This is a genomic window from Plantactinospora soyae (assembly GCF_014874095.1).
GTDB lineage: Bacteria > Actinomycetota > Actinomycetes > Mycobacteriales > Micromonosporaceae > Plantactinospora > Plantactinospora soyae.
In genome coordinates this window covers 5,544,874-5,570,425 of record NZ_JADBEB010000001.1, presented here as the reverse complement: position 1 = coordinate 5,570,425, position 25,552 = coordinate 5,544,874, and the positions used below count along the sequence as shown (strand labels likewise).

Genomic DNA, 25,552 nt, shown 5'->3' with positions numbered 1-25,552 from the left:
CACGGCCGGGAAGGGAAGGCTCCCATGCGTGGCGCAGTGCCGGGCCTCGGCACACCGCATTCGTTCGGCCGGCGGCTGCCGGCGATCTACGGCACCGACGAGTTGGCCGGACGGCTGCTCGCCGCCTTCGACGAGGTGCTGGCTCCGGTGCACTCGACACTGGACAACCTCGCCGCCTATCTGGATCCCCGGCTGGCCCCGGTCGACTTCGTCGACTGGCTCGCCGGCTGGGTGGCGGCCGAGACGGCACCGGGATGGACGCTGCGGCAGCGCCGTGAGGCGGTCGCCAGCGCGGTGGCGCTGCACCGGGTCCGGGGCACCGCACGGGGGCTGGCGGAGCAGGTACGGACGGTCTTCGGCGTATGGCCGGAGATCACCGAGAACGGCGGTACGGCCTGGTCGTCGAGCACGGGCGGGCCGCTTCCGGGCACGGCGGCCCCCACCCTGACGGTGACGGTACGGGTGCCCGAGCCCGAACTGGTTCCGCTGGCCCGGCTGCGGGCCCTGGTGGAGGCGAACCGGCCGGCGCACGTGCCGTACACGGTCCGGGTCCTCGTCTCCGGTGCCGAGGAGACGGGAGGCGACCACGATGGAACGCTGTGAGCGGTGTGTCCCGGCCGAACCCGGCGGCGTCTTCTGTGCGGTCTGCGGATCGTTCCTCGGCTGGGAACAGGCCGAGGACGTTCCACCGCCGGCCCGACCGTCGACTCCGAGCCGTTCCGTCCAGCCCTCGGCCACGGAAGCGGACCCTCCGGTGGGCGTACGGGCGCCCGGGGCGGCCCATCCGGCGTCAACGGCCTCGCCCGGAACCGGCGACCCGACCGACGCGACAACGGCCCGCCCGCAGGACGTGCTGACGGCCGCCACCGACGCCGCCCGTCCGGCGGGCACGGAAACGGCGACGGACCGGCCGGCGGGGTCGGTGGAGGCGGTCCAGCCGGCTCGACCGCGGGCCCGCCGACCCGTCGTACGGCAACGCCCGCTCCGGACGGAGGAGGGTTCCGACGATGTCGTCTGCCCGGCCTGTGCGACCGGCAACCCCCCGGAGCGGAAGTTCTGCCGTCGGTGCGGCACCGCCCTCGGGGCCCAGGCCGGACCGGTGATCCGGTACCCGTGGTGGCGCCGACTCGGCCGGGCCCTGTTCCGTGGGGCGCGCTGGCTGGTCCGGCCCCGCTCGGGCGGCTGGGGTCTGGTGCACCGGGTCGGCACCCTGCTGCTCGTCGCCGCGCTGCTCGCCGGTCTCGGCTACGGCGTGGTCCGGCTCGGTTCCCGGGCCAGTGACGCCGTACGGGACAGGATCGCCGATCCGGAGCCGGTGAGCCCGGTCTCGGTACGCGCGTCGAGTCAGGCGGGGAACCACCCGGCGGGCGCGATCGTGGACGGGCTCAGCAACAGCTACTGGGCTCCGGCCCCGGTCGGCGCCGGGCACGGGGAGTACGTCGAACTCACCTTCGCCACCCCGTTCCGGCTGCTCGACCTGATCGTCCATCCCGGCGTGGCGGCGCAGCGGGACCTGTTCCTGCGGCAGGCCCGGCCGGCGGAGCTGGAACTGACCGTCTGGACCAGCCAGCGCGGGTCGGAGACCAGGACGCTGCGGCTCGCCGACCGGGCCGGGCCACAGACCTTCCGCCGGGTCGTCGGCGACGTGGTGCGGGTGCGGTTGACCGTCCGGGAGAGCTACGGCAGCGCGGCCGGCCGCCGTACGGCGATCGGCGAGGTGGAGTTCTTCCGCCGCCCCTGACCGCGCTCACGCCGCCCAGGCCGGCCCGGACACCCCGAGCGTCCGCAGCACCCGGTCGTACCCACTGCGCGCCCGCGCGGCGGCGGCCGGGTCGCCGGAGCGCTGATGTGCCTCGGCCAGCACCCGCCAGGCGTCGTCACGGAACCCGTCGATCTCAAGTCCGCGCCGCGCCGCCGCGACCGCCGCCGCGAAATGCCCCGCCTCCAGCTCGAGCGCGGCGAGTGTCGCCGCCGACTCCGCCGCCAGGGTGCGGTAGCGGTCGCGTTCGGCCACGACCCATTCGGCCGGGCCCTCCTCGGGCAGCAGATCGCCGCCGTACTGGGCGAGGGCTTCCCGCAGGACGGACGCCGCGGCGCCCCGCGCTCCGGTGCCGACGGCCCGGCGCCAGCCCGCGACCGCCACCTCGAACGAACGCACGTCGCAGCGCGCGGTGGACGGCAGGGCCAGCAGGTACGACTCGGCGTCGCGCCGCACGAACCGGGATCCACCGCGCCGCACGCCGGGTTCGAGGAACGCCCGAAGCGTGGAGACGCCGACGTGCAGGTTACGGATCCCGGTCCGGACCGGCAGTTCCGGCCAGAGCGCGGTCAGGATGATCTCGCGGTGCACCGGCCGGCCACCGTGGGCGGCCAGGAAGCGCAGCAGGGCGCGGACCCGCGGCCGTACCGTCGCCCAATCCAACTGCCGTCCCGGGATCTCCAGGTGGAACCCGCCGAAACAGCGCAACACGAGCGGCGGGCCGGCGTGCGCCGGCAGTGGCCCGGCCTCCGGTCCCACCTCACCAGCCGTCCGTCCCCGAATCGGCTGGTGCCTCGAATATCCCATCTCCGGAACTCCTCCGTCCCCCATCGGTCGGCGTCCAGATACATGCTGGGCCAGCGGCGCCGTGCGGACATCGGCCAGTTGACGCGAACCGATCCGGGCACCGGCCGGTGGTCGGATCCGGCGACCCCGACCGGTGCCGCCGGACGGCTGCGGGCCGGGACGCCGGGCGGCCACGGCGCACGCCCGGGCCAGAACCGCCGGGTGGGCCACTCCCGGGGCACCGGCCGGACCGCCCGTTCCGACTCCGCCGCCGACTCCGCAACGTCAGATGACGGATGTCTCCGGAGGTAGAAGCCGGTCGGGCCGGCGGTGTCCGCGGGTCAGGATCCCGCGCCGGACACCGTCTCGCGGCGCAACGCCTCCCGGGCGATCTCCACCCGGCTTCGTACGCCGAGTTTGCCGAGGACGTGCGAGATGTGGGTCTGCACGGTACGCCGGGAGAGGTACAGCTCCCTGGCGATGTCCGGCGTGGACCGTCCCTCGGCCACCAGGGCGGCCACCCGGGTCTCGGTCGGGGTCAGCGCCTCCCAGCCGACCTGTGCCCGGGCCGGCCGGGGGCCACGGACGCCCCGACGGACGCCGTGGCGCCGGAGCCGCCCCTCGGCCCGGCGGATGTCCCAGACCGCGCCGAGGGCGTCGTACCGGTCGACGGCCTCGCCCAGCAGCGTCCGCGCCTCCGCCTGCTGGCCGCGCAGGGCGAGCACCGCGGCCAGATCCTCCAGCGTGCCGGTCAGCTCCACCGGCGAGCCGACCGACCGGTAGTACGCGACCGCCTCGTGCAGCGGCGCCGGATCGTCGTCGAACAGGCCCTGACACCGGCGCACCGCCGCGGCGGCCCGACCTGGCCGGGACTCCGCCGCGGCCTCGGCCCGGCAGGCGCGCAGAGCCACCCGCGCCGCCGGCCGGTCGTCGACTGTCACCGCGAGTCGAACCAGTTCGGGCACCCACTGGTGGAGCAGGGTCATTTCGCCGGGTCCACGTTCCAGGACCGCCGACAGCAGCGACAGCGCCCGCGCCGGCTCCCCCTCCTGCTCGGCGGCGAGCGCCCCGGCGGCGAGCAGGAAGTCGCGGTTCTCCCGGTCGGCGACGGTCCGGACGGGAAGCGCGAGTCCGGCCCGGAGGTGCTCGGCCGCGCCGCCGCTGTCACAGCGGTGTACGGCGATCAACGCGGCGACACCGTGCCAGAGCAACGCCGGCCCCCGCTCACGGAGCCCGGAGTACGTGATTCCGGTGCCGTCCCCGTCGACGGCGTCGAGTTCGGCCAGGGCGTCGTCCCAGCGGCCGAGCCAGTACAGCAGCACGGCCGCGGTGACCGCCGAGATGCCCTGGCCGGACCCACCGACCCGTTGGCCCAGGTCGCGCGCCCGGCGCAGGGTCGCCTCCGCCTCCGGCCACCGATCGAGGTTCTGCAGGGTGAAGATCCGGCTGTCGAAGGCGAGGGTCCTCAGGTCGGTGTGCTCGGGTGCGTCACCCAGAACCGTCAGTGCCCGGTCGACGTAGCCGAGGGCGGCGTCGTGGCTGCGGCGGACCGAGTGGGTCAGCCACAGGTCGGTCAACGCATAGGCGGTGGCGAAGGCGTCCCCGGCCTCCTCCCCGACCCGCAGCGCCTGGCGTGCCGTGCCGTCGGCGGTGTCCAGGTCGCCGGTGCTGGCACGCTCGAACATCGACAGCGAGGCCAGCAGGCGGGCCCGCCACGTCGCGGTCACATCCGGACGGCCGAGTGCACCGCGTACGACGTCCACCGCTTCCTCGTTGCGGCCCTGGCTGAACAGCGTCCGGGCCAGTACCGAGGACATCTCGGCCCGGTGATCCGCCCGGGCCACCACGGTGAGCGCCTGCCGGGCCCGGTCGGCGGCCTCCGGATGACGCCTCGCGTCGAGCAGTACCCGGGCGAGTTCGACGGTCAGGGCGGCCTGGTCGGCCCGGTCGAGTTGGCTCGCCTCCAGCTCCCGTTGCAGGAGTTCCGTCGCGATGTCCGGGGCTCGGGCGGCCAGTGCCGGTGCCGCCTCGACAACCCAGGTGCGGGTCCACTCGTCACCCGGACGGCCGGCCGCCAGGAGCTGCTGGGCCACCCGCAGCGGTTCGGCGCCGGCCGCCGCCAGCGCTCTCGCCGCCTCGCAGTGCAGCGCCGCGCGCAGCGCGACCGGCACACTGTCGTAGAGGGCCTGGCGGATCAGCGGGTGCCGGAAGGTGAGCTGGTCGCCGACGCCGACGACGATGCCGGCGGCTACCGCGTCCTGCAGGCCGTCGGCGAGGTCCGAGGCCGTCCGACGCAGCAGCGCGGCGAGGTCGGTGACGGCGAATTCGCCGCCGAGCAGTGACGCGGTGCGCAACATCTGGGCGGTGGCCGCCGACACCACGCTGAGCCGGTCACTCAGCGCGGCCGCGAAGGAGGCCGGGACCCGTTCGAAGGCGTCGTCGGTGAGCTCGCCGTCGGTCAGCGCGGCGCCGGCCGTCTGCTCCCGGGCCATGGCGTCGAGCAGTTCACGCAGATACAGCGGGTTGCCCATGGCCCGCCCCAGCATTCGGTTGAGCGCGGGCCCCGGCGGCACGCCGAGCATTCCGGTGACCACGGTACGGACGTCGTCCGCACTGAGCGCGCCAAGTGGAAGCAGGGTGCCGCCGCGGCGGAGTGTGGCCGCTCGCAACGTCTGTACGTCCTGGCGGGACGGTACCGGGCGAGTGGCGCTGACCAGCAGCAGCGGAAGCTCCTCGGCGGCCAGGGCGAGCCGGTGCCACAGCATCAGCGACGCCTCGTCGGCCCACTGGAGGTCGTCGAGGACCAGCACGGTGGGGGTGTCGGTGCACAACTCGTCGACCAGCGACACGAGCATCTCCGTGGCGGTGTAGGCGACATCGTCCGCGGCGAACAGCCCTGGCCGCCGGTCCCGCAGGAACTCGGCGATCCGGGCCCGGCGGGGATCCGAGGAGCGCGGCCGTATCTGGAGGCAGTCCAGCATCACCCGCAGCGGAAAGCGGTGGGACAACTGATCGGCGGTGCCCCACAACACCTCAGGCGTCCCGGTCCCGCTGCCCAGTCCGGTGGCGATCAGGGAAGACTTGCCGATGCCGGCCTCGCCCTCCACCCAGAGCACCGAACCCCGGCCCTGGCTGGTGGCCTCGACGGCCGCGTGCAGCACGGCCAGCTCCTTCTCCCGTCCGGCCCAGACAGTTGGCAGCTCAACGGGAAACATGACGACGACACAGGACCAGAATGGAAGGAGGAGCGGCATTCACCGATGCATATTAGCCGACACGCACCGGGGCAGACCGGCGGCGGCATCGAAGTTCAAGAATGTAAACAGTTTGTCGAAAAGAGTGCCCCGACGGGCGCGTCAGGCGAAGAACCGGGTCGCCGACCGGTCCGGGACGCCCGTCGGCCGGCGCGAGCGTCCCGGAGTGGTCGGCCTAGTAGACGAACGGCCAGCCGGCGGAGTCGTAGCCGATCAGGTTGATCCCGAGGAATGAGGCGCCATTGTTGGCGTAGTAGTGGTAGGCGAGCACCTCACTGTCGGTGTCGGCGAACACCGCCTGGTGGCCGGGCCCATGGATGCTGCCGTGGCTGGCCAGCATCTGAGTGCCGCCACCGGCCGTCATGGCGGTGCCGTTGCGATCCACGAACGGACCCGTCGGGCTCGCCGACCGGCCGACCATGATCCGGTACGTGCTCGACGCGCCCTGGCAGCAGCGGTCGAACGACACCCACAGGTAGTAGTAGGAGCCGTGCTTGAACATGTACGGCGCCTCGATCGCTCCGCCGTTGCGGCCGGCGATGCTGCGTACCGTCGTGTCGGACCGCTTGCCGGTGGAGGGGTTCAGCGCGACCAGCTTGATCCCGGACCAGAACGAGCCGAAGCTCAGCCACCACCGTCCGGAGTCGTCCACGATCAGGTTCGGGTCGATCGCGTTGAAGTTGTCCGAGGTGTTCGACTGGATGACCAGGCCCTGGTTGGTCCAGCTGCCCGAGGCGCCGGTGCCGCTGGTGGCCAGGAAAATCGCGGAATAGTTGGACCCGAACGTCGATGCCGAGTAGTACAGGTAGTACTGGCCGTTGTGGTACGAGATATCGGGGGCCCACAGGCTTCGCCCGCCCCCCGTGTACGGCGTCGTCCACGAGGCGCCGTTGGGGAAGACGGCGCCGGCGCCGCGGAACGCCGTCCGGTCCGTGGACGTCGTCAGTGGAATGTTGTTGCCGGTCTGGGCCACGATGTATCCGCCACTCGGCGTCTTGACCATCGTCGGGTCGTGCGTGCCCGTGGCACCCGACACCGCACCCGGAATGGGATACGAGGACGGCGGCGTGGTCGGCGTCGCCGCAGGCATCGGCCGCGGCACGCCGGCCGCGGGGCTCGACGAGGTCGTACCGGCCTGCGCGCTCAGCGTGGTGATGTTGGCGGCCAGCAGTGCGACGGCCAGGGCACCCGCCGACATGGTGCGCCAGCCGAGTCCGCTCACCCGAGGTCTGGACATGGTCCCTCCGTAAGGGCGTGGGCCTCGTGTTCCGGACGCCGGGAAGGGGCACGGTCGCTCCGGCTGCGCGGCTCGACATGTGCGGTGAGCACAGCAGCGGAAACGTCGTCACACAAAGCCATGATATTTATATGAGTATCGATGTTAGCGCTCACTTAGTTCTAGTTCAAGGCTTCTGACCCGAAGCAACACATCGAGGTGGAGCGCACGTCCATGCCCCTCAGAGAGAGTGGACGAAAGCTGTTAGCGATCACACTGGCCGAGCACCAGGCGGAGGTGAGGGATCTTCCACACGATCCCGGTGACCGGGGCGGGCCGGCGGGGCGCCAGGCCGCCCCTCGTCAAGACCTCGTCGGTGCCCGCAGTATCGGGACGGCGTACTTGACGAGAATGTCCCGCACGGCGGCCCAGGCCTGCCCGATCGGGGAGTCGCCTTCCTCGTCCAGCACCCTCCGCAGGTGGACCGCTATGTCGCCCATGGCTGTCTGCATGAAGACCTCCGCCAGGAACTCAATGAACGTGTCCGCCTGATAAATCCGGCGCTCCCCCTCCGAGGCGAAGCCGACCAGCGCGATCGCCAGCAGACCGGCTCCGCCGGATTCGCGCAGCACCAGCCACGCGCGGTACATCCGCTGGGCGTCGGCGGAGAGCTGCTCGAACGCCGCCACCGGGGCCTGGTCCTCGAGGGTCTCCTGGATCGTCGTCAGTTCCTCCTGCAGGTGCTCGAGTTGGGGCCGCCCCAGCAGGGACTGGGCCGGTCCGGACGGATCCGCCATCGTCCGTCCGACGTTCTCCAGCCGGATCAGCAGGTTCAGACCATCCGCCTTGTCGAGGATCGCCGGCAGCTCCTGCCCGCGCAGCAGGGCTCGTTGAAAGGTGGCGTGCCCGGCCTCGTGCAGGAAGAGCCGGAGGAACACCTCGGGTGCGAGTCCGGGCAGCTCTTCCATGTGAATGGTCTTGTCACCATGCGTGTACAGCCCACCAATCTTCCTCGCCAGATCAGCGTTGAACTTGAAACTCAGCCCGTTGCGCCGGAAGGCGGCGACCAGCTGCGGGTGGTCGCTCAGGAACCGGTTCAATCTTTCGATCTGGGCGCGGGGAATGGCCGGTGGGGCATGCATGCCGAGTGTCTGCTGAAGTTGCCCGGGTTGCTCGACGGCGCCGGCGATCTCCCGAGCGAGCCGGGCGTACGGGGAGTCGTCGGTGAGATCCTCCCCCATCGCGAGGGCATACAGTCGGGTGCCAACCTCCTCGACGACCTCGATCAGTCGGGGAGTGGACAGCTCAGTACTCCCGATCCTGGCCAGGTGTCTGAGGATGAACGCCGTGAAGGGACCCGCGTTGTCACTTACTTCCTGCGCAATGGCGGCGACCTGCTCGGCGAAGGGGTCCACCGGCTTCTCGGTCGGCACGGGACCGGGCGCGGTCACCGGCTGTTGCCCCAGGTTTGCGCCGGTCCTGACGCCGCCGGTCAACCGTTGGACGTCCCTGCGCGCCAGGACCGCCTGGACAGCGGCCAGCTCCCGCTCGCTCAGCTCGGCATCGGCATCCCTGGCCAGGACATCCTCCAACGCCGCCCGTAGGGCGACGGTTATCGACGCCGAGCCCTCGGGATGCTGCGCCAGGAACGTCTCCAGCGCGGTCCGGTCCTCGCGACGCAGTACCCGGCGCGGAGTGGTTCGGAAGCCGCCGCCGGTGGGCTGCGGTCCGGGCTGTACGACCGGGGGGACACCCCCGACCGACCCCTGGGTACGCCTGGTCAGCGGTTGCAGCGGGACGGACGTACCGGTCCGGTCCGTCGGGGCCTGTGGTGGTGTCCTGGTGAGCGCCGGGAACGGCCCGGTGGGAAGGACCCGAACCGCGCCGCTCGGGAGCCGTGCCACCGATGGCGGAGCTGGCCTGCCCGGTGGCACCACTTCTGGGTCGAGGTCCGGGCGGGGTGGTCGCGGTGGTGGCTTCTTCTGTGGTGCCAGTTGTGGATTGATGTCCAGCCGGGGTGGTGTGGTCGACGCGTTGCTCGGTGGCCGGTCCGTCCTCCGCTGCAGGGGCGGTGGCGGATTGATGCCCGGGCGGAGTGGTTGGGGCTGTGGGTTGCCCGGTCGTGCCAGCGGCTGACCGAGGTCCGGGCGGGGCGGGCGCGGCGGCGCATTGCCCGGTGGCGGGTCCACATTGCGCTGGGGGGCTGGCCTGCCGGGGGTGGGCGGCCCGCCCTGCCGGTTGGGCTTCGGGGGTGACCCGCTCCGTTTCGGTCCTGACATCAGGTTGCTTCCTCCGCATCGGATCTGGTGTTCAGCCGGGAATCAGCGGCCGCTCGGCGGTCCCGCACAACCGCGCCTGGTACGTGGTCCCGCACAGCCGCGCCTGGTAGGTGGTCCATCACACCTGCGCCTGGTAGGTCAGGACCAGTCCGACGTTGCGGACGGCCTGCCGGTCGCCCCGCGCGGTGAGGACCAGCGGCGACCCCGGATCGGTGCCGATGGTCAGTCCCGGGGTCGGCAGCAGCCGTCCGGGCGGCAGCTCCAGGTTCTGTTGCCCGGCGAGCAGCAGGGCGAAGGCGACGCCGCCGGCCACGTCGTAGCTGGCGTGCACCGAACCGATCTGCCGGCTGCCCATGTCGGGGAAGAACTCCGGGGTCAGTGGCAGCACGAGTTCCCCGCTGTCGCCCTCGAGGAACGCCGCCCACTCGGTGGGGAACTCGCGGGCCAGGTCGAAGAACCGGGCCGCCGGGTGCGGCTTCAGCATGCCGCGTACCGCGTTCGCGAAGACCTGCCCGCCGTTCTCCGCCTGGTACCGGACGGTGAGCACGACGTCGTACGGGGGCGTCACCATCCGTCCGGAGCGTTCCAACCGCCAGGTCGAGACCGCCCCGGTCCGCTCGAACGGCAGGTACCGGTCGTCGTCGTAGCGCAGCTCGAACAGGCCGTTGTTGTCGCCGTTGACCTCGGACAGCGCGATCTGCTGACTCGGCCGCCAGTCGGCCCGGATCGTCGCCGGGACCGGGCCCACCGGGTCGAGCAGGTACTTGACCGCCTTCGGGTCCGGCTCCAGCACCGTCTTGTGACTCACCTGGGTCAGCATCGCGTTGATCCACAACGTCTGTCCGTCGGCGTCGACGAAGCTGACCGTCAGGGTACGGAGCTGCCGCCGGTAGTGGCCGGGGAAGTCCTGGTCGAACTCCGCCTCGGTCAGGGCGAACTCACAACTGCCGGTCTCCCGCAGCCGCAGCAGTGCCAGCGGGTCCAGGGCCAGCAGGGAGACCTGCTTGGTGATCTCCAGCCCCCGGTTGTCGGTGTCGGCGTACGCCTTGCCCAACCGCTCCAGGTCCAACGCCAGGCTCTCCCCGGCGAGCAGTCCGGCCCGCCGGCTCTCCCAGTACGTCGACCGGATGTGGCTGACCGTCGCCTCCGGTACCCCGCGCTCGAACTGGTACGCCCGCTCGGCCGAGCGCGCCACCTCGTGCGCCAGGTGGTACGCCTGGAAGTACAGCGCCCCGAGTTGTCCCGCCATCCAGCCGTGCAGCTCGGCGGTGCCGAACCTGTCCCGCAGGAACGCGTCGACCTCCTCGCCGTGCGCGATCTCCCGGGCGAGCAGTTCGGCCTCGCGCCGGGCGATCGCGAGCTGGTGGTTGGCGGTGGTCAGCTGGTGGCCGATCTGCACCAGGTCGCTCTGCGCGGTCCGCAGTTGCAGGTCCCAGTCGCTCGCGGTCCGCTCGTGCTGGGCCCGCATGCCCAGCGCCTCGCCGACCACACTGAGTCCTTCGCCGAGCGACTCGCTGACCTCGGACGCCTTGTCGATGGAGTCGCCGAGCTGCCGCCCGCCGGATTCCACGCCGATGATGAACGGACCGGCCTTGACCTGCGGTACGGCGTACACGATGCCGGCCGCGACCTTGAGCACGCTGGACGCGAAGTGCGCGGCGGCGGCCGAGGTCATCAGGTCGAGCTGGGTCCGCTCCAGCGCGGACATCCCCTCCTCGATCAGCTTCTGGTAGTGGCCGGCGCGTTCCTGCGCGGCGACCTGCCCGGAGGTCAGCTCGGCGAGCTGCTCGCCGGCGATCCGGATCTGTGCCTCCCTGACGTCCCGGGTCAGTTCGAGGATGGCTCCCTCCTGCCGGGCGCGCAGCATGCCGAGTTCCTCGGTGTCCCGCCGGTCCAGGGCGGCCAGCAGCTCGCCGCCGAACTGCCGGAGTCTGTCCACCAGGTCCTGCGCCCTGCGGAACATCACGGCGAACCGGTACGGCGGCGGTGCCACCGACGCGCCGGCCGCCACGGTGTCCAGGCCGGCGCCGGAGGCGACGCTGCGGACCAGTGCCATCGGGTCGATCGGCGGGGCGAACAGCGGAAGCGGCTGGGCGATGCCGAGCATGTTCAGCGAGTCCCGGATCTTCCGCAGCCGGTCCTGGACCCGGGTCCGGTACTCGGCGAAAACGGTGTTGGCCGGGATGTGGAAGTACCCGCTCGTCACGCTGGCGTGCATGGCCCCGCTGCCCTCCAGCAACGCGCCATCGCTGGTCAGATAGCCGATCAGGTCGAGCGCTCCGCAATCGGCGTCCAGCTCGCCGAAGCTCTGCGTCTCCGACGGCAACCGGGTGCCGAGCCGTACGGATGGCTCGCCCAGCAGGTCGTACGCGAGCACGTAGAGCATCCGCGCCTCGTCGACGCTCTCCGGGGTGTACTGCCCGAACAGCAGGTCGCCCCAGTCGAGCAGGTTGTCGATGTAGCCGAGCACGACCGCCCGGCGGTGCGCGACCGGGCGCAGGTCGGCGATGGCGTGCGGGTCGAACGGGTTGTCCCGGTACGCCTTCAGCAGCCCCTCCCGGTCGCCGAGCACGTCGAACTGCTTCTTCAGCCCGGCGAGGACGGCGACCCGCTCGCCCAGGCTCGCCAGCACAGCCTGCTGCGCGTCGGTCAGTTCCCTGCCGGGCAGATCCCCGCCGGGCAGATCGCGCAGGGCGGTGGCGACGGCGTCCACGGTCGAGGTGATCCTCAACAGGGCCTTCTCCTCCTGCTCGCTGGCGGGTTTGCGGTTCTCCGTCACCGACGGGGCCAGCGTGTGCAGCGCGGCCAGCACCGGGCTCAGGACCTTCGCCAGGTCGGCCGGGTCCAGGCGCAGCGCGCGTAGCTCGGCCAGGTCGCCGGCGATGCTGTCGGCGAGCACCGCCAGGTCGGCGGCGAGGAAGGGCAGGAAACGCCAGTACGAGTCCGGGTTGGTGGGGTCGAAGATGTACTCGTACCACTGGCGGGCATCGGCGAATCGCTGGGCGCCGTTGAGCGTCTGCGCGATCAGCAACGGTGCGTGGAAGAAGATCTCGGCGTAGTAGAGGCCGTTCGCGCTGCCGAAGTCCAGGTGCGAACCGGTGGGCAGCCGGTCGGTGTCGACGTGGTCACGGTGTACCCGGACCGCTCCGACCGCCTCCAGATCGACGCTCAGGGCCAGTTCGTCGGTCTCCTGGGTGCTGAGGTCGAGCAGTGCCGGCACCCCGCCGGAGAGCAGCTTGCGGTTCAGGTCCGAGGCGGTGCCGGTGGTGAGCCGGATCAGCTCGAACGGCAGTTCCGCCTGCTCGTACGGGCGCGGCACCTTCACCGTCTTCGAGTGCACCACGTAGTGCCCGTCAATGAAGAGGTACAGCCCGGAGCCGCTGTCCAGGGCGGCGTCGAACGGCGGGGACGCGGCCCGGGGCAGTTCACCCCAGTTCCCGGCGATCGGCCGCCACCTGGTCGCCGCGCCGGGCTCATGGCCCGCCCCGATCCGCACGTACTGGTCGCCGCTGAACAGGTAGACGTCGTCGTCGCGGGTGAAGGCGGCCTCGATCGGCCGGGGCATCGTCCTCGGGTACGAGTCGTCCGCCAGCTCGGCGGCCGAGCCGTTCCCGTCGAGGGTGTACCGGAGGTACTCCGTGCCACGGGTGAGGAAGAGCCGCCCGTCCGTCACCCAGGCCGCGTCCACCTGGCCGTCGGCGCTCACCGCGCTGGGTGCCGCGTAGGTCGAACGGTTCAGCCACTGGTCGCCGACCTGCTCGTGGTATATCCCGTAGCGGTTCTCGAACCAGTAGTTGACACCCCCGTGCCGCAGCGCCGCATCGATCACCAGGCCGCTCGGCAGTTCGTCCGGATTGAGATAGAGCGGTCGCGGGTACCCGGAGTCCTGCCAGGGGCCGGTCGCTGGCTCCGGCTGCGGCCGTACCGGGGGTTTGCGGGACCGGCTCGCCCGGGTGGCCCGGCGCGCGGGTGCGGGCGGGAACGTGTGCCGGGCGTAGCGGTCGCCGAAGATCACGAAGACGGCGTTCTCGGTGACCAGGAACGCGCCGGGCTTGCCGAGATCCGTGCCGCCCCGGCTGGTCCAGAAGTGCGCCGTCGGGTGGGGCTCGTCCAGCGCGTCCGAACTGACGTACTCGTTGCGGTCGTGCGAGAAGAAGTACTCGACCCCGTCCCGGTCGGTGAACGTGGCGTCCACCGAGGACCAGCGCGGAAATCCCTCGTCGTTGTCGGCGATGCCGCGCGGGTAGCCGGTGTCGGCCAGCACGAACGGGGTGCCGGTGAACCGGAGGTACCGCTCGCCGGAGAAGACGAAGGTGTGCTCGCCGCGAGACAGCACCGCGTTCACGTCGCCGGCCTCGGTCAGTACGCTCCGCAGGCGCCCCCACCCGGCCCCGGTCGACTCGACGGGGCCGGGCGGGTTGCCCGAGGTGGCGGTGGCGAAGGCCTGCGCGGCGTTGTCGAAGAAGTACCGGGTGCCGTTCGGCAGCTCGACCGCGGCGTCGACCCGGGACCAGTCCGGCAGCCGGATCTCGTTGTCGGCCAGCGATCCCCGGGTCCCCTCGGTTCCGCTGACCACGGTCGGTCGGCAGAGGAAGCTGCCGCCCTTGTGGTCGACGCTGAACCAGGAGAGCGCGTCGGATCCGGTGGGGTAGTCGAACGGGATCACACCGGCCGGATCGACCGGGTCGACGAAGATCTGCGCCACCCGGGCGGCGACGGTGACGGCCGAGGTCGACCCGATGTCGCCGAGTGCGGCGGAGGCCTCCGGGGTCCACCACTCGGTGCCGAGCAGGTCGTCGGCGTACAGCTCGGGGTTGAGCTCGAAGAGCAGGGCGCCCCGCCGGCCCTTGGCCGGCTTCTCGCCGTCGGCGGGATCCGCGCTGTCGACCGGCTCCTCGCCCTTGCCCGGATCGACCACGAAGTACGAGCCCGAGACCACGATCGAGGTACGGCCGCTCCCCTCCTTGACCCGGGGCCGGACCAGCAGGGTGACGTCGGTGAGAACGCCCTCCTCCCGCCGCCCGGCGCCGAGGGTCTGCGCCGGCACCCACTCCCCGGTCAGGTTGTAGAACGAGTAGTAGATCTTGACCTGTTGGGTGGCCGCCTGGCCGGAGACCCGCTGCTCCTCGTCCTTCTCGGTGACCACCACCGTGGTGCTGCCCAGGTCGGTGTCGGGCGACACCCTCTCGGTGCTGGCCCAGAAGACGAAGACCCGGCCGAACGCGTGCACCGGATGCACCTGGTCGGCGTCGATCTGCACCTCCACCCGCTGCCAGGGCTCCCAGTTCGCGGAGAGCGTCTCCCGGCTGCCGAACTCCGCCCGCCGGTAGTAGTAGCGCCGGGGGTCGGTCTTGGTGCGGCCGAACAGGACCAGCCGGCGCCGTCCGTCCGGATCCCGGTCCTGGTTGTAGACGTAGCCGCCGGCGATGGTGAGCCGGGAGACCTCGCTGTACTCGTCCAGGTAACGCTTGTACGCCCGCTCGACCGACGCGGCCGTGATCTCGCCGGAGAGCAGGTCGTTCTCAAGCGCCCGGAACGCCGGTGTCTTGCTCGCCCGCAGCTCCGGACGGAGGTAGTTCTCCGGGTGCAGGAAGACCTTCCGGTTCGCCTCCCAGACCCGGTAGCTGCGCATCCAGGCCCACCAGCCCTTCAGCCGCTGCCGGGTCAGCGCGGCGCCCGGGTCGTTCGCGCGGCCGGTCTCCAGGCCCAGCAGGTAGCGGTGCACGTAGAGCTGGGTGGCGGCGATCGCCTCCCGGACCCGCGAGGTCCGGCCCTGCCCGCCCATCTCGACGTCGAGCAGGAAATACTCGTAGAGGTCCCGGGAAGTGCGAAACTCCGGGGTGCGATCGCTGCTCTGCGCGTCCGGGGTACGACCCGTGCTCTGCCCGTCCGGTGTGCGATCGGTGCTCTCCGCGTCCGGGGTGCGATCGGTGCTCTCCTCGTCCGGGGTGCGATCGATGCTCTGCGCGATCACCACCGGCACCAGTGCGTCCCGCCGCCGCACGTTCAGCTCGTCGTGGATCCGCGGGGCGAGCACGGCCCACTCCGCGGCGCCGTGCCGGCGGGCGAGCAGGCCGTACAGCGCGGTCGCGGCGCCGTCCACCGCGGTGTCGGTCCCGTCCTCGTAGAGCCGGGCCCAGACGTCGGCGCGGATCCGGGACGGCCCGGTCCCGAGGCGGTCGGCGAAGGCGAACAGGTCGGCCAACCCGACCAGGAACTCGATCTCGAACCGGTCCTCGTCGGCCGGGGCGCCGGTGAGGAACCGGCTGTGCCGCCGGCACCACTTCAGCTCCTCGACGTCCCAGCCGAACACCTCGCCGAGGTGGCGGTACGGATCGGCGACGGTCTCCGGACCGGGCAGCAGGAAGGTGGCGAGCCCGCCGTCGCCGGGGTACGCCCGGGCCAGTCCGGCGAACCGGGTGATCGTCCGAAGGTCGGCCAGCTGGTAGTCGACGGCGCCGGTCCAGCGGTGCCGGAACGGCTGCGGCAGCGTACGGTCCACCGCCTCGAAGCGGTCGTCGGAGTACCGGACGTAGTCCTCGCCCCGGCACAGGTAGGTGCGGCCGGCGAGCACGAACGCGCCGTCCACCCCCTGCTCGAAGGCGGCTGGCAGGTCGCCCCAGTTGTCCCGGATCGGCCGGGGATGCCCCTCCTGCACCGCGTCGAGCTTTCCCGGCTGGTAGCGGACGTACTGGTCGTCGGCGAAGACGTACAGCTCGCCCGCCGGCCCGACGAACGCGGCGTCGACCGGGGTCGCGGCGCCGAACCCGGTGCGGACCGCGCCCCAGGCCCCGGCGACCGGCGCGGCCACCGCCGCCGTCCCCTCGACGCGCAGGTACTGCCGACCGGCGAAGAGGTACGTCCGGCCCGCCGCGTCCCGGAACGCCGCGTCGATGCCGTCGCAGAACTCGGCCGGCAGGTCGGCGATGCCGAGTTCGGCGGGAAGCCCGGCGGCGATCGTCCGGGGGTACCCGTCGTCCACCTCGGCATGGTCACGCCCGGAGTACCGGACGTACTGGTCGCCGGAGAAGACGAAGGTGTGCAGGTCGGTGACGAGGGCGGCGTCGACCCGCTGCCGCTCGGCGACGGTGTTGCGGACCTGGCCGAGTCGGGCCGTTTCGTAGCTGGCGACCAGCTTCCGGGAGACCACGTGCAGCGCGCCACCGGCGAAGAGGTAGCAGTTCCGCTCGTTGGCGAGCACCGCGTCGACCAGCGGGCGGGCCCCGTCGAGCGCCCGCTCGGCGAGCTCGTCGTCGAAGCCGGACGGCAGGTTGCCGAACGGTTCCTCCGTACGCAGGTTCCCGACGATCGGGCGTGGGTAACCGGTGTCGGCGTACCGGTAGTCAGTGCCGGAGTAACGGGCGTACTGGTCGCCGGAGAAGAGGTAGCTGACCCCGTCGATGACCACCGCCGCGTCGACCCGGCCGCCGTCGGTCAGGAAGTTGTTCCTCGACCGGCCCCACCGCTCCCGGATCGGCTCCCGGGTGGTGAACGTCCGGTCGTGGTACCGGGTGAACGTGTCGGCGAAGAAGAAGTAGGTCGCCCCGTCCCGACCGGTGAACGCGGCGGTCAACCCGTCGGCGGAGCCGATACCCGGCCAGATCCGCTCCAGCGGCCGGGGGTACGACCAGGTGCCGCTGGTCCCGTCGCGTTGCAGGCACACCGCCCCGGCCAGGAGCAGCATGCCGTCCCCCTCGACCAGCACCGCGTCCGGCAGCACGAAGCCGGCCGGGCGGTACGGCTCGGGGATACCCCAGAAGTCCCCGTCGAGCACGGCCGGGTACCCGTCGTCGGGCTGGCCGTAGGTCTCGCCGGAGTAGGCGAGGTAGTGGACGGTGCCATCCTCCTCCGGCGGCGCGAAGAGGTACGTGACCTCGTCGTGCACGAAGGCGAGGGCCACGGCGGGCAGCCCTGCCCAGTGTTCGGCGACCGGCTGCGGTTCGGCCTCGACCGGCGCGTCCAGGTACGCCGTCCCCGGGTACGCCACGAACTGGTCGCCGCTGAACAGGTAGGTCTTCCCGTCCCGGCCGACGAACGCGGCGTCCACCCGGTTGTGGTGGTAGATGTTGTTCCGGGGTCGGCCCCACTCCTGGGCGAGCGGGTAGCCGCGACCGAGCCGGACGTTGAAGCAGGACGTCCCCTTGAACAGGTAGGTGTTCCCGTCCGCCCCGGACAGCACGGCGTCCAGACCGGTGCGGAACTCCGCCGGCACCGTCCGCAGTCCGCGCGGCCGGACCGGCGTCGTGTCGACCGCCGTACCCTCCAGGGCGCCGTACCGGTGCCAGCCGTCGGCCCGCTCCACCAGGGCGGCGCCGTCTTCCAGGTACGCGCAGCGCACCCCGGCCAGCTCGGCCCGGGACGACTCGGATCCGGGCAGCTCGGATCCGGGCAGCTCGGCGTAGCGGCGGTATGCGGTCGCCGAGACGACCGCCAGCTCCGGGCCGCTGAACAGGTAGACGTTGCGCCGGTCGGCGAAGGCCGCGTCCACCCGGTCCGGCGGCACGACGAGGTTCCGCAGCACCGGCTCGTCGGAGAGCTCGGCCAGGCTCCTCGGGTACCCGTCGTCGACGGTCCCGTACCCGGTGCCGGTGTAGCGGACGAACTGCTCACCGGAGAAGAGATAGGTGTACGTCGGGCCGACGTCCTCCGGAACGGGCTTCGTGCCCGGCGGGAAGAGCGCCGCGGAGTCCACCACCAGCGCGGCGTCGACCCGGCCGGTCCGGGCGATGTCGTTGACGACGTTGCCCCAGTACGGCGTGATCCGGGCCGGGTACCGGTCGTCGACCCGGTTCAGGTTGCCGTCGGTGTACCGGACGTAGCGGTCCCCGGCGAAGACGTACGTGTGTCCGTCCGCGCCGACGAACGCCGCGTCGACCCGGTCGAACGGCAGGCTGTCCCACTCCGTCCGCAGCGACTTCGGCGCGGACCACCAGCGCCGCTTGTTGTCGAAGACCACGAAGCGGTCGCCGGAGAAGAGGTAGCTGCGGTTGTCCCGGGCGGTGAGGACCGCGTCGATCCGAGCGAACGCCGCCTCTGTGCCGACCAGCTCCTCCGGCAGGTTCCAGAAGTTGTCCGCCAGCGGTCGGGGGTAGCCGGCGTCCGGGGTGGCGTAGTTCGGGGTCGAGTAGCGCAGGTGGAACGGCGTCCCGGTCGCCGGATCGCAGTGCACCTCGATCGCGGTCCCGGTCCGGCGCAGCGTCAGGTCGATCCGGTGCCCGGCGGTGAGCCGCCACTGGGGGGCCGCGCCGCTCACCGCCGCGTCGTCGGCGACCGGCACGCCGTGCTCGGCGAGCCGCTGGCGTACCGACCGGGGCAGCCGGCCGGCGTCCAACTCGGTTGCGTGGGCGAGCCCGACCTCGAAGATCAGCCCGGCCGCGCCGAACAGGTGCGTCGCGCCGTCCAGCACGAACGCGGCGCCGACCGTCCGCAGGCCGCCCCAGTTCCCGGCGATGCCGCGCGGGTACCCGAGGTCGACCGCCGAGTAGTCCGCGCCGGAATAGCGCAGGTACTGGTCCCCGCTGAACAGGTAGGTCCGGCCGTCCAGCCCGACCATCGCCGCGTCCACGGTGCCGCTGGACAGCACCGGCCCGAGCACACCCCACCGCCGGGCGGTCGGCACGACCTCGCCGGCCGACCCGTCGCGGACCGTCACCGTCCGGCCGTTCCGGAACAGGTGCAGCGCGCCGGTGGGGTCGGCGAAGGCCGCCTCCAGGCCACCTTCGAACTCCGCCGGTACGCCGGGCAGCTGCGCCCCGAGCCGCAGCGGGTAACCGGGGTCCACCCGTACGCCGTCGTTCTCCAGACCGTCGCTGTAGCGGACGACCTGGTCGCCGGCGACGAGGTACTGGGCCGCCCCGGCGACGTAACCGGCGTCGACCCGGCCCCTCGCGGCCAGGTTGTTCCGCACCCTGCCCCAGCTCTCGGCGATCGGCTGGTCGCCGTCGCTCGCCCCGCCCGCGCCGACCGCCACGAACCGGTCGCCGGCGAACAGGTACGTCCGGCCGTCCCGACCCTGGAACGCCGCGTCCAGCGACCGCCGGAACGGCGCGGGCAGCCCGACCCGGTGCTGCTCGCTCTCCCACCACTGCCCGATCCGGCGGGGGTAACCCTGGTCCGCGTGGCTGTGATCGGATCCGGAGTAGCGGACGTACTGGTCCCCGCAGAACAGGTAGATCCGCCCCTCGTCGTCGACGTACCCCGCGTCGATCCGGGCCGGGTCGGTGAAGTTGTTCCCCACCGTCCCCCAGGTCTGCGCCCGGGGTGCCCAGCGGGTGCCGCCGCGCTCCCGGACGAAGGCCAGCGCCGTTCCGCCGTCGTTCCGCCCGACGATCCACTCCGCACCGGTGCCGTCGACGAAGGCGGCGTCGACGCCGGCCAGGTCGGCGAACCGGGACGAGAGCGCCTCCAGCGGCTTCGGATTCGGCTCCACCGGGACGTACGTGGCGGCCGAGTAGGTCCAGTAGGACCGGTTCCGGAACAGGTAGACGTGTCCGTCGGCGCTCTCCAGCAGGGCGTCGATCCGGTCCACCTCGGCCGGCAGCACCAGCGGCTCCGGGAACTTGTCGACCAGGTTCTGGTCCCGGAACGCGCACGTCACCTCGGCGGCGGCCAGGCCGAGCTTTCCAGCCAGCCGGGCGAAGCCCAGAATCCGGCGGAACGCACCGTGCAGCCCGGCGTCCGGCGCGGCCGGGTCGGCACCGGCGAGCGCGGGTACGACCAGCAGCTCCAGGGCGTCGGCGATGCTGCCGGTCACCGCGACGCAGATCGCCTCGACGGTCGGCGCGGGTACGCCGAGCACGTCCTGCCCGACCGTGCCGAGCACCGCCCGCTGCGCGGTCTCACCGGCCGACAGCGCGTCGGTGATCTCGGCGGTCGCGCCGGTCAGCTCGGTGGCGATCGCGTAGAGCAGGAAGAAGATGTCCCGGCTGAAGTCCTCCAACCCGGGGATGACGAAGTCGAGCCCGTGCTGCACGGTGCCGAAGTACTCGAGCCGGTCCTCCGGAACCGTCAGCGACTCGGTGAGGTGTCCGGCGCCGACCAGGTACCCGACGAGCTGATCCTGCTGTTCGGGGCCGAACCCGAGGTCGGTGAGGGCGGCGGGGTCGAGGTGGTACGGCTGCTGCTCGGCGACGATCGCGGCGATCCGGTCGAAGATCGTGGCGTTCTCGCTCCCGGTGAACCCGGCCAGGTCCAGGCTGTTTCCGGGGCCGGCGAAGTCCGCCAGCCGCTCGACCGGTACCCGGCTCTCGACCAGGTAGTTCCCCACCAGCTCTGCCATCACCCGGCGGGCCACTCCGGCGTCCGCGACGTTCCGGAAGTCCTCCTCGGTCATCCGGTACGCCGCCGCCCGGGCCCGCCGCACCTGCTCCTGCATGGCGGCGAGGACGCGCCGCCGGTGCGGATGGAGTTCCAGGGCCAGGTGGAAATCGCTGATCGCGAGGTCGAGCAGCGCCACCGGGTCGAGGTAGCCGTCGCCGGCGTCGAGGTAGCCGTTGAACCGCAGGCTGTGCAGCAGCGCGCCCTGCTGCGGCCCGGTCAGCCGGAGCCCCGCGAAGACCGCCGGGTCGAGCGACAGCCGCTCCCGGCCGAACCGGTCGGCCCGGTCCCGCAGCAGGGCGAAGAGATCCTCCGTGACCCCGCCGAGGTGGGCGTTGAGGCCGAACGTCTCGACGTTGCCGGGCTCGGCGAAGAACTCCGGCCGCGCCACGTTGCCGTCCGGGTCGAGATAGCCGTTGAAGACCAGGTTGTCGTAGAGCTCGGTGCGCTCCCCGGTGGTCAGCTCGTCGAGGGTGACCAGGTCGGAGGGGAAGAACGCGGCCGGCGCCGCCGGCAGCTCCCCGTCCGCGCCGCCGGCACCGGCGGTGGCGGCGGCGATCAGTTCGAACACCGGTTCCCGGTACTCCGAGAAGTCGGCGGAGAGAACCAGCTCGTCCGGGGTCGCCGGAAGCCGCTCCGGCACCAGCCCGCCATCCGGTTCGAGGTAGCCGGAGGCGCGGAGGTTGGCGAAGATCTTGGCCGCGCCGCGTTCGTCGAGCCCGAGTCCCACGAAGTCGGCCTCGACGATCACCGGCAGCGCGGTGACGGCCCGGTAGGCGACCGACGCCACGGCGTCGGGCTCGACCCGGAGCAGCCGGTTGTCCCGGGCCGAGACCACCGCGCCTGCCTCGCCGGCCAGCGCGGCGTGCACCACCTGGGCACCCCGCTCCCCGAACCGGTCGGAGCGGAACAGGTCGGGACCGAACGCGACCGCCTCGAACTCCTGCCGGAGCCGCTCGAAGAGCACGGGCAGCTCGTCCGGAACCCGGGTCGGCCCGGCCGGAGCGCCGACGCTTCCGCCCAGCACACCGATCAGCTCGCGGCCGGAGAGCCCGGTCTCGCGCAGCCACTTCACGGCGCCGCGCAACGTCTGCACCAGCCACAGCCCGGCCGCCACGTCGCCGCCGGCCAGCACCGCGTCGAGCCGCCCGATCGACGCGCCCGAATCGAGCAGCACCGGGAACGCCGGGTACCGCCGGGCCGAGGGGTCGGCGTCCAGGGCGTCGAGTACGTCGAGCAGTTCGCCGACCGGTACGCCGAGAGCGGTCGCCAGCCGGCCGACCCGGTGCAGCAGGGAGAGCGCGGACAGGCCGATCTCCCCGTCGAACGGGCCGGACGCGTCGGTGCGCCGGAACCGGTTGACGACCGCGGTCAGGTCCGCCTCCGTCAGGGACAGTGCGGCAGCGACCCGGCGGCGGTAGTCGGCGTTGCGCGGAGCCAGGATGTCGCCCGTGCAGGACAGCTCAGCGAGCCCCACGTAGCTCGCCGGCAGGTACGCCGAGGCGCGCAGGACGGACCGCTCCGCGCCGACGAAGGGTACGTTGAAGATCCGGTTGAACAGGTCCTGCGGAATCGGCCCGTCCCCGAACCCGAGGGTGTCGATCGGCGCGACCAGGCTGACGGCGACGTCCACCGGCAGGTCGAAGCCGCGCCGGAGATGCTGGAGCACCGCGATCGTCCGGAGCGCGGCGAGGTTGATCCGGTTGCCGCAGCAGGTCCGGAGCACGAGGTCCAGTTCGGACAGAGCCAGTCCGGTCCGACGGGCCAGCCTGACGAAGCGGTTGACCCGGTCGAACCACTCGACCGGCACCGGACCCTCGGCATCGTGCCGGAGGCATTGCGTCTCATCGTCCAGGGTCACCAGGCCGGCCTGGTGCACGAAGAACGCCGAGGCCGCCTCCTGCTCCGCCGGCCGGTCGCCGACCGGGGTCGCGGAAAGATTCTGGTGCAGCAGTTCCAGCACCTCCGCGTCGGTCAGTGCGGTGGTCTGACGGAACCGGTCGACCGCCTCCAGCACATCGAACGGCTCCTCGGCGTCGAGCTGCCAGCAGCCGCGCAGCTCGGGCCCGTCCGCCAGCTCGGTGGTCAGCAGCGTGACCTCGGCCGGAGTCAACCCGAGGTATTCCCGGACCACCGTGTCCGGGTCGACGTCGATGGCGAACTGCCGGTACAGCTCCGCCGGGTCGACGTCGAGGTGCGCCAGGTGCCGCCGTACCCGCTCGTGGGGGAGGGAGAACGGCATCGTGAACGGGTACCGCAGCTCGGCGAGGATCCCGTACGCGTCCGTACCGCCGTCCCCGGCCCCGCTTTCGTCCTGGTCGTCGCCGCAGTCCTCGTTCTCGCCGGCCACCTCGCTTCCGGCACCGCTCTCGCCGGCAGCCTGCCCGTTCCGGACCGCCCCTTTCAGGACCGCCCGTTCCAGGACCTCGTTGACGATGTCCAGGTAGGGCAGCTCGGTCTGGGTGTGCTCCGCGTCGAGCGGGACCTTCAGGATGTCCGGGCGGCGGGTGACGATCTCCGCTGGTGCGCCGCCCTGGCCGTTCCCCAGCAGCTGAAGCAGGTCGGCAAGGTACGCGGCCGGTGAGTGGACGGTCCGCGCCTCGTCGCCGGGGCGGTACGGCAGATCTCCGAAGAGTTCGTCGTAACTCGGCAGCGAGCCATCCTGGAGCATTCGACCTCCCAAGGTCGGATCGACGGGATGCGGGCATGGCGAAGCCGCCGAACCGAGGTCCGACCAGACACACGTTGACGGAGTGGGGCCGGACGGGTGCGTACGGCGACGGGCCACAGCATCTCCCGATCGTTCCCGCCCGGACAAGAGGGTCGATACGATTCGACAGTCGTACCGCCGATCGATCCGGTGTCTCCGGTCCGGCGCCGGCATTGTCCGGTGGCGACGGAATTCGTCCCCGACCGACCGCCGGACCGACCGATATCCTGCTCGGACGGCGTGCCGTCGGTGTCCCGGACCGGTCGACGCCGACGTTCCGGAGGCGCACCCGGCACCTTGATCCAGAGCGGAATCACGCTGTCAACACTGATATCCGACAGAGCCGGGCCGGCCCGGACGCGTCGGCCGGCGGGGCGGACGCCGCGGGTCATCCCGTGCGGTCCGCGCTGCATCCGTCCCTTCGAATTGCGCGGAGTCGCCCGGGGCCGCTGACCCGGCCTACCGTTGGCGGCCCGGCATCAGGGCAACGAGGCCGTTCGAGGTCGGTCTGGCAAGGCGCTGGCTGTAGCGCCCCACCAGCGGCGCGACGCCAGCCCGGCGCCGGCGGCGTTGAGCAGCAGGACGTCCACGAAGGACATCTGGTCCGGCCAGCCCTTCGACCAGCAATCACGCGAGGGCCGGGGACCAGGACCGGGAACGAGACGGTGACCTCACCGGGCACCAGCCAACGACCCAGAAGCGCCACGGTGCCCCTGACCGCGTGGTCGAGTCGCCGATGATCCAACGGTCAGCCGCGCGGCGTCCCCTCCGCAGGAGCGTCGCCACGCGGAGCCGCAGGGTTCGGCGTCGCGGACATGACGCCGTCAGTGCCAGTCGTGCCAGCCTCAGCCTCGGGCTTTCGACGGTGGATCGTGAGTGTCATGACCAACACAACCAGCGCGCCGACGATCAGCCCGAGGATCGCGCTGGCCACCGTGTTGACGAGCCAGCCGACGAGCCCGCCGAGAACACCGGCAGCATCGTGTGCGGCTTCCTCCACGTGGTGCACGGCCTCGTACAGGAAGTGCAGGCCCAGCTCGTCCGTGCCGATCAGCAGGATGTGTCCGCCGACCCACAGCATCGCGGCGGTGCCGACCACCGTCAGCACAGTGAGAACCACCGGCATCGCCCGCACCAGACCGCGGCCGAACGCGGCGGCCGCGCCGGAGAGTTGCGACAGGCGCAGTCCGGCATCGTCCATCCGCACAATCAGGGCCACGACGCCGTACACCAAGACGGTTATGACGACGGCGACGAGAGCCAGGATCGCCAACCGGGACCAGAACGCCTCGTTGATCACTTCGTTGAGGGTGATGACCATGATCTCCGCCGAGAGGATCAGGTCGGTTCGTACGGCTCCGGACACCAGCGTCTTCTCGTCCTGCAGCTTCTCCTCGCCCGCGCCGTGGGCATCGTGATGGGCGATCCTGGCCCACACCTTCTCCGCGCCCTCGTAACACAGGTAGGCGCCGCCGAGCATCAGGATCGGAGTGAGCAGCCAGGGCACGAACTGACTGAGCAGCAGCACCGCCGGCAGGATGATGAAGAACTTGTTGCGTAACGACCCCAGGGCAATGCGCTTGATGATCGGCAACTCGCGGTCGGACGCCAGGCTCCGCACGTACTGCGGCGTGACGGCGGCATCGTCGATGACGACGCCCGCGGCCTTGGCACCGGCCTTCGCCGCGGCCGCCCCGATGTCATCGACCGACGCGGCAGCGGCGCGAGCCAGCACCGCCACGTCATCCAGCAGGGCTACGAGTCCACCGGCCAAGGCATGGTCCTTCCAGGGTTGAGCAGAGTCAAGACTGGCCCATTGTCGCTCAGGTCTCTGCCCGAGGCATGTCAGGGCCCGGTCATAGTCGCGGCCCGCTCCGATGAACGCGCCCGGCTCCCCGGCGGTCCCGCATGATCGAAAAGCTGCTGCCGGCCTGCGCCGTGGCGGTGGAGGCGTTCGAGGACGTCCCCGGCGGAGCTGCCCTTCCCCCGCGAGGAAGCCTACGTCGCGAAGGCCGTGGCTTCACGGCGCGGCGGGTTCATCACGGCCCGGCGCTGCCCCCGGCCGGCGCTGACAGTGCTGGGCCACGACGGGTTCCACGCCGTCGCACCGATCGCCGGGATCGGACGCCGCCGACCCGCCGCCTCGGCCAAGCGAGGCCGAGTTCGCCGCCGGGCGGTACTTTGCCCTCAACGGCACCGACCCCCGCAGCCATGCCGAGCAGGACACCGCGA

8 protein-coding genes are annotated in these 25,552 nt (G+C 71.9%); 2 read left to right on the top strand and 6 right to left on the bottom strand.

From position 1 onward, the window contains the following. Positions 1–24: 24 nt before the first annotated feature. Together H4W31_RS24455 and H4W31_RS24450 are read left to right on the top strand one after the other, a co-directional pair. Complete coding sequence (locus tag H4W31_RS24455; protein WP_192768780.1) at positions 25–603, top strand: phage tail protein; 579 nt, start codon at positions 25–27, stop codon at positions 601–603. Continuing rightward, on the top strand, positions 590–1,741 hold the full coding sequence (locus tag H4W31_RS24450; RefSeq protein ID WP_192768779.1) for an NADase-type glycan-binding domain-containing protein: 1,152 nt from the start codon (positions 590–592) through the stop codon (positions 1,739–1,741). The genes H4W31_RS24455 and H4W31_RS24450 overlap by 14 nt, the downstream gene beginning before the upstream one ends. A gap of 6 nt (positions 1,742–1,747) precedes the next feature. On the opposite strand, the gene H4W31_RS24445 is transcribed toward H4W31_RS24450, so the two are convergent. From H4W31_RS24445 to H4W31_RS24420, 6 genes are all read right to left on the bottom strand, one after another. Then, a complete protein-coding gene (locus H4W31_RS24445) occupies positions 1,748–2,566 on the bottom strand; it encodes an AfsR/SARP family transcriptional regulator (RefSeq protein ID WP_192768778.1) in 819 nt (272 codons plus the stop codon). Between the two features lie 320 nt (positions 2,567–2,886). Beyond that, positions 2,887–5,760: a helix-turn-helix transcriptional regulator gene (locus H4W31_RS24440; RefSeq protein ID WP_192768777.1), complete on the bottom strand. Its 2,874-nt coding sequence runs from the start codon at positions 5,758–5,760 to the stop codon at positions 2,887–2,889. Positions 5,761–5,974: 214 nt separating this feature from the next. Continuing rightward, the gene (locus tag H4W31_RS24435) at positions 5,975–7,036 is read right to left on the bottom strand and encodes an arabinan endo-1,5-alpha-L-arabinosidase (protein WP_225945657.1); all 1,062 of its coding nucleotides are present in this window, start codon (positions 7,034–7,036) and stop codon (positions 5,975–5,977) included. A gap of 341 nt (positions 7,037–7,377) precedes the next feature. After that, complete coding sequence (locus H4W31_RS24430; protein WP_192768776.1) at positions 7,378–8,919, bottom strand: hypothetical protein; 1,542 nt, start codon at positions 8,917–8,919, stop codon at positions 7,378–7,380. Positions 8,920–9,412: 493 nt separating this feature from the next. Further along, the gene (locus tag H4W31_RS24425) at positions 9,413–23,281 is read right to left on the bottom strand and encodes a hemopexin repeat-containing protein (protein WP_192768775.1); all 13,869 of its coding nucleotides are present in this window, start codon (positions 23,279–23,281) and stop codon (positions 9,413–9,415) included. Between the two features lie 787 nt (positions 23,282–24,068). Further along, the gene (locus H4W31_RS24420) at positions 24,069–25,094 is read right to left on the bottom strand and encodes a DUF808 domain-containing protein (RefSeq protein ID WP_192768774.1); all 1,026 of its coding nucleotides are present in this window, start codon (positions 25,092–25,094) and stop codon (positions 24,069–24,071) included. Positions 25,095–25,552: the final 458 nt, after the last annotated feature.